The following is a 6,630-nucleotide window of genomic DNA, read 5'->3' as shown; positions in this document are numbered from 1 at the left end:
CGAGAATATCTGCTCCGATGATCGGTTTTAACCCCGAACTGAGGGCTTCACCATAGAATTTTACCAAGCCACAAAAGTTGCTAAAATCGGTAAGAGCCATCGCAACCATATTGTCTGCCACAGCATTTTTTACCAGCGGTTTGACTTTAGCTAAACCGTTGATCATTGAGAAATCGCTGTGAACTTTGAGATGAACGAAACGAGGGAGCATAGGAACCTTATTAGTTTTGTTATGGATTTATAAATTAATTTCTTCGAATTTTCTTCTGCCAAATCTCCCCTACCACTCTTTAACAAAGGGAGGAGGGAAGATTTGGCAGTCATTATTTACGAAGAAATTAAGTAGTAATTATTATCTGGCTTACAATCCAGCCTTAAGACTAGCTTCAATAAACTTATCCAAATCGCCATCAAGCACGGCTTGAGTATTTCGGTTTTCCACACCCGTACGCAAATCTTTGATACGGCTATCATCTAAGACATAAGAGCGGATCTGGCTACCCCAACCGATATCGGATTTGTTATCTTCCATCGCCTGTTTTTCGGCATTTTTCTTCATCATTTCCATCTCAAACAATTTCGCTTTGAGCTGTTTCATTGCCTGATCTTTGTTCTGATGTTGTGAGCGACCATTTTGGCACTGCACCACAATTCCCGATGGCATATGAGTAATTCGTACTGCTGATTCGGTTTTATTTACGTGCTGACCACCCGCTCCCGATGCTCGGTAAACATCAATGCGAAGATCTGCTGGGTTAATTTCAATATCAATATCATCATCAATTTCAGGATAAACAAAAGCTGCAGCAAATGAGGTGTGGCGGCGGTTATTTGAGTCAAATGGACTTTTACGCACTAATCGGTGAATGCCTGTTTCAGTACGTAGCCAACCGAAAGCATATTCGCCCGAAACACGAATTGTTGCCGATTTTAATCCAGCAACATCACCGTCTGAAACCTCGATCAACTCAGCCTTGAATCCTTTGCTTTCTGCCCAGCGTAAATACATACGAAGCAACATTTCCGTCCAGTCTTGTGCTTCCGTACCGCCCGAACCTGCCTGTAAATCCACATAGCAATCAGACGCATCGTGTTGACCACTGAACATTCGTTGAAACTCTAATTTTGCAAGTTTTGCTTCTAACTCAACCGCTTCTGCTTGTGCTTCATTGAAAGTGTCTTCATCTTCTGCTTCAACGGCAAGTTCAATTAAGCCCTCGACATCTTCAATACCTTGGTCAAGGGCTTTGATGGTATTTACTACCATTTCAAGAGCAGAACGTTCTTTGCCTAAGGCTTGTGCTTTTTCAGGCGTATTCCAGATTTCGGGTTGCTCTAATTCAGCATTCACTTCTTCTAAGCGTTCGACTTTGGCATCAAAGTCAAAGATACCCCCGAAGCACATTGGTGCGTTCAGCGAGATCAGCAAGTTGGGTACGGATCGGGTTTAATTCAAACATTCTTTTTCCTTTAATCATAGCAAAGGGCGTGCTCAGCACGCCCCTCATACATTTATTTTTTGAATAATAACATCAAATTAGAATAATTTTCTTGATGTTTCAAATAATTCTTCTTTAAATGGACGGCGCATATTATTGATGGCATCAATAATATCGTGGTGAACCAATTTTTCGTTTTGGATGCCTACACAGCGACCACCAAAGCCTTGAAGTAATAACTCTACCGCATAAACGCCCATACGTGAGCCTAAAATACGGTCGAAAGCACAAGGTACACCACCGCGTTGTGTGTGACCTAATACGGTTGCACGGGTTTCATGACCAAATTTATCTTCAATTTCACGTGCTAATTGATGTACATCAGTCATTAATTCTGTAATAGCAATAATTGCGTGGCGTTTACCTTTGCGTAAACCACTTTCAATATTGCGCATAAGGGATTCTTTGTCTAAGCCTTTTTCTGGTACCACGATGTATTCACAACCACCTGCTAATGCGGCACTGATGGTTAAGTCACCACAGTGACGCCCCATAATTTCAACAATTGAAATACGTTGGTGTGAGCTTGAAGTATCACGTAAGCGGTCGATTGCTTCTAATGCCGTTTCAAGTGCTGTTTGATAACCAATAGTGTAATCCGTACCTGCTACATCGTTGTCGATTGTACCTGGCAAACCGATGCAGTTAATACCGTGCTCTTCAGTTAATAACTTTGCACCCATATAAGAACCGTCACCGCCGATAACTACTAAGCCATCGATCTCATATTTTTTAAGCACTTCAACACATTTTGCACGAACTGCTGGATCTTTAAATTCAGGGAAACGTGCAGAACCTAAGAATGTACCACCGCGGTTAATTACGTCTGATACAGAGTGACGCTCTAATTTTATTAATTTATCGTGGTATAAACCGTAGTAACCATCACGAACGCCATAGATTTCTAAACCTTCGCTTAATGCTGCACGCACCACACCGCGGATAGCGGCATTCATACCTGGTGCATCGCCACCGCTTGTTAATACGGCAATACGTTTGATTTCTTTAGCCATTTTGACACCTTATTTAAAAATTAAAAAATTCAATTGAGCGAGAGATTACGCCTTTTTGCGGGCGAATTCTACCATAAAATCGTTATTTTTTGATCTAATCCAATAAAATTGCTAACGCTTTATCAAGGGCTATGAAAAATTGCTCCACATCCGCATCAGTATTGTAATGAGACAGTGAAAGCCGCACCGTTCCCGCTTGATTTAAATAGCGAAGATAAGGCTTCGCACAATGTTCTCCACTACGGATCGCCACTTTACTTTCCGTGAAAAAAGCCGATAAATCCGCATGATGTACACCTTCAATCACAAAGCTGATAGTCGGAGAATGTTGACTGCCTAAAATTTGCAAATTTTTATAATTTTTTAACCGCTTGCGAGTGCTTTCGGCAAGCTGATAAAGCGACTGATTTAACGCTTCAAAATCCCATTCTTTTAGCCATTGTAACACTTCGCCAAAACCAATAATGCCAGCAATATTTGGCGTGCCTGCTTCTAAACGATAAGGCAGCTCTGCTAACGTAAGTGCGGTTTCAGTTACATCTTGTAACATCTTCCCGCCATAAAAGAGCGGTTTTAAGACTTGCAAGCGGTCGAATTTCCCAATCAAAACACCAACGCCATTTGGCCCATACATTTTATGTGCAGAGAAGGCATAGAAATCCGCTCCGATTTTTTGTACATCCACTTGTTCAGAACAGACTGCTTGTGCCATATCCACCACAATTTGAGCAGAAGAATGTTCACGAATAATGGAGACAATCTGTTCCGCCGGTTGGCGAACGCCTGTTACATTCGAGACTAAATTAAAGGCAACAATTTTAGTTTTTGCTGATAACGCTTGCGTTAAAGCCTGCTGATCGATTTGGTAATCTGCATTTAACGGCAATACAATCAATTTTGCCTGTTTACGTTTGGCAAGTTGCTGCCACGGAATAAAATTGGCGTGATGTTCCGCTACAGAAATCACAATCTCATCGCCTGCTTGGATTTGATCTTCTAGCCCGTAAGCGACTAAATTCAGGCTGTGAGTTATGCCGCTAGTCCAAATGACCTCTTCTCGCTTCGCGTTAAAACGTTCAGCGACTAAACTACGAGCTTGTTCATATTGTTGAGTTTGAGACAAATCATATTGGCTACGATGCACAGAGCCAGCTGAACTGTAAAAATGCTGCGTTGCGTCAATCAACACTTGCGGTTTTAGCGTGGTCGCAGCACTGTCTAAATACGTCCAATCAGGAGATTGGCGGAAAAACGGAAAATGTTGGCGAAATTTCTGGTTAATTTGGCTCATCGGAATTTTCCTTATCGATGTTTTCTTATTTTATGATAGAGGCTATTGCACGGAATATTGTCACCATCACTATCTAATTTTTTTGCATGACATTGGTGAAAATATCGTTCTGCTTCAGGGTAGTTCTTGAAATCTTTGCAAGTTAATTTTTGTGAACAATCAACACCACTCATCACACCAGAATATTCAGATGTGCGGGTTTGTACAAAATTACCTTCATTAGTACGTTGATAGCCAATGCTTTTTGCTTTTCGCCATTCAGTCGGTTCAATTGGGCGAGCATCGTTCCATAATCCAATTCGACGACTTCTCGCTTGCTCTTGAGCTTGCTCATAAATTGGCTGTGTTTGGCGATATGCCCACGCCATTCCTTGCTCAACCAGTTTTAAATTGACGTTTGTGTTATGGTCATAAACCACCGCTAACACTCGCCCATATTTATCATACCCCGTGCTTTGTAGTGTCACTTGCTTTTTAAACGCTAAGTTAGATAAGGCTTGCTTCGCTTTATTACCAAAGGGTTGAGCCGATTCTGGTGCATCAATATAAAGCAATCGCACCTTAAGTTGAGTACGATCTTGCAAACAAGTTAGGGTATCGCCATCGCTGATACCCACAACTTTGCAATCAATAGTTCGCTCTGTTTTCGCTATTACAAGCGGTGAAATTTGCCAGAAAAAGAACAAAGAAAGTAAAAAGAAAAATTTTTTCATAATTTAAGATTGTGTAAAATATAGCTGCTGTATACCAGAAACACTATACGTTCATGGATTAATACTAAAACAAGTAAGATTATGCCACACCCCCACTTTACTACTCAAACGCAATTCAATATTTTATGTTTTATTCTACTCAAAAGATTGTGGGTCAATCATAAAAAAATCTGCACCTTAATCAGCTGGTTATTTAGTCCAACTTTTAGGATGCAGATCGCTTTAGTCATTCAGTAATGATTCACTTATTTGCCATAATACGCTTTACGCATTAACTCTTCCATATCTTCAATCATCGCCAAGCGTGGGTTAGCTGGGGTACATTGGTCTTCAAATGCGTGTAAGGCTAATTCACGAAGTGAACCGATGAATTCTTTTTCATCTACGCCTTGATCGCGTAAAGACATTTTCACGCCACAACGAATAGCTAGGTCGTGTACCGCTTTTGCATAAGATTCCACGGCTTCTTCTGGAGTTGAAGCGGGTAAGCCAAGCATACGTGCAATATCTTGGAAGCGAATATCTGCTACATAGTTGGTATATTTCGGCCAAGTAGCCACTTTGGTTGGGCGTGTGCCGTTGTAGCGGATTACGTGCGGCAGTAAAATTGCGTTGGTACGACCGTGAATGGTGTGGAATTTACCGCCGATTTTGTGTGCCATTGAGTGACAAATACCCAAGAACGCATTGGCGAAAGCCATACCTGCCATTGTTGAAGCGTTGTGCATTTTTTCACGTGCGGTTTCGTCAAACTCTTTCACCGATTTTTCTAGGTTTTCGAAAACTAATTTAATCGCTTGTAAGGCTAAGCCATCGGTATAGTCATTCGCAAGGATTGAGGTGTAAGCCTCGGTTGCGTGGGTTAATACGTCTAAACCTGTATCAGCCGCAACATGTGAAGGCACAGACATCACTAACGCTGGGTCAACAATCGCGATTGTTGGGGTTAATGAGTAGTCCGCTAATGGATATTTAATGTCGCCATCCGTAATTACCGCAAATGGAGTCACTTCAGAACCTGTACCTGATGTGGTTGGAATGCCCACGAATTTCGCTTTGCGACCTAATTGTGGGAATTTGAATGCACGTTTGCGAATATCCATAAATTTTTGCACTAAATCGCGGAAATCTACTTCTGGTTGTTCATAGAATAACCACATAATTTTCGCTGCATCCATTGGTGAGCCACCACCTAATGCGATGATGGTGTCTGGTTGGAAGCTACGCATCAATTCTGTACCGCGTTGTACAGTTTGCAAGCTTGGGTTTGGTTCAACATCAGTGAAGAGTTGGATCATCACTTTGTTACGGCGTAGGCGTAATTGTTCGGTAATACGATCCACAAAGCCTAAATCTACCATTGAACGGTCTGTTACGATCATCACTTTGTGAACATCGTTCATAGATTTGAGGTATTGAATTGAGTCACGCTCAAAGTAGATTTTTGATGGCACTTTAAACCATTGCATATTATTTCTCCGTCTGCCCACACGTTTGATGTTAATTAAGTTCACTGCACTCACATTGTTGCCCACGGAGTTTTTACCGTATGAGCCACAACCAAGCGTTAATGAAGGCAAGAAGGAGTTATACACATCACCGATACCACCAAATGTTGATGGTGAGTTCCAAATTACACGAATCGCTTTAACGCGTTCGCCGAAAGTTTTTGCTAATTCTGCATTTTGCGTGTGAATTGCCGCAGAGTGACCTAAACCGTGGAAGTTCACCATCGCTTCCGCTAATTCCAAGCCTTGTTCTGTGCTATTAGATTTTAATAATGCAAGCACTGGAGAAAGTTTTTCACGAGTAAGTGGTTCACTCTCTCCCACGGAAGCACATTCTGCTAAAAGAATATTGGTTTTTGGTGGAACGCTAAAGCCCGCTTGTTCTGCAATCCACGCTGCAGGTTTACCCACCACAGCCGCATTTAATTTCGCACCAGCACAGTTTTCATCATGGGCTTTATCCACACCGAAAATGAATTTTTCAAGCAAGGCTTTCTCTTTTTTATTCACCAAATAAACGCCGTAAGATTGCATCTCTTTGATGAAATCCGCATAGATTTCTTTATCGACAATTGCAGCCTGCTCAGAAGCACAAATCATACCGTT

6 protein-coding genes are annotated in these 6,630 nt (G+C 41.6%); all 6 read right to left on the bottom strand.

Features of this window, described 5'->3' with window-relative positions; genetic code table 11:
- Window positions 1–211, bottom strand: a 211-nt coding sequence (locus KH943_RS08560) for a PHP domain-containing protein (protein WP_304109992.1), incomplete at its 3' end; no start/stop codon positions are given.
- Between the two features lie 150 nt (window positions 212–361).
- Window positions 362–1,460, bottom strand: a protein-coding gene (gene prfB / locus KH943_RS08555; RefSeq protein ID WP_111312125.1) for a peptide chain release factor 2 whose coding sequence is annotated in 2 segments (ribosomal slippage) — window positions 362–1,384 and window positions 1,386–1,460 — 1,098 coding nt in all. Because the reading frame shifts where the segments join, the coding sequence is not laid out codon by codon here.
- 77 nt (window positions 1,461–1,537) lie between these two features.
- Complete coding sequence (pfkA, locus tag KH943_RS08550; RefSeq protein ID WP_005707329.1) at window positions 1,538–2,512, bottom strand: 6-phosphofructokinase; 975 nt, start codon at window positions 2,510–2,512, stop codon at window positions 1,538–1,540.
- A gap of 94 nt (window positions 2,513–2,606) precedes the next feature.
- The gene (locus KH943_RS08545) at window positions 2,607–3,803 is read right to left on the bottom strand and encodes an aminotransferase class V-fold PLP-dependent enzyme (RefSeq protein ID WP_304109987.1); all 1,197 of its coding nucleotides are present in this window, start codon (window positions 3,801–3,803) and stop codon (window positions 2,607–2,609) included.
- Between the two features lie 11 nt (window positions 3,804–3,814).
- On the bottom strand, window positions 3,815–4,516 hold the full coding sequence (locus KH943_RS08540; protein WP_304109986.1) for a thermonuclease family protein: 702 nt from the start codon (window positions 4,514–4,516) through the stop codon (window positions 3,815–3,817).
- A gap of 245 nt (window positions 4,517–4,761) precedes the next feature.
- On the bottom strand, window positions 4,762–6,630 hold a 1,869-nt coding region (gene adhE / locus KH943_RS08535), incomplete at its 5' end, for a bifunctional acetaldehyde-CoA/alcohol dehydrogenase (protein ID WP_304109984.1).

The organism is Haemophilus parahaemolyticus (genome assembly GCF_018373095.1).
Classification (GTDB): domain Bacteria; phylum Pseudomonadota; class Gammaproteobacteria; order Enterobacterales; family Pasteurellaceae; genus Haemophilus_A; species Haemophilus_A parahaemolyticus_A.
Note: the sequence above shows the minus strand (reverse complement) of the source record. Positions and strands in the feature narration are given on the sequence as shown.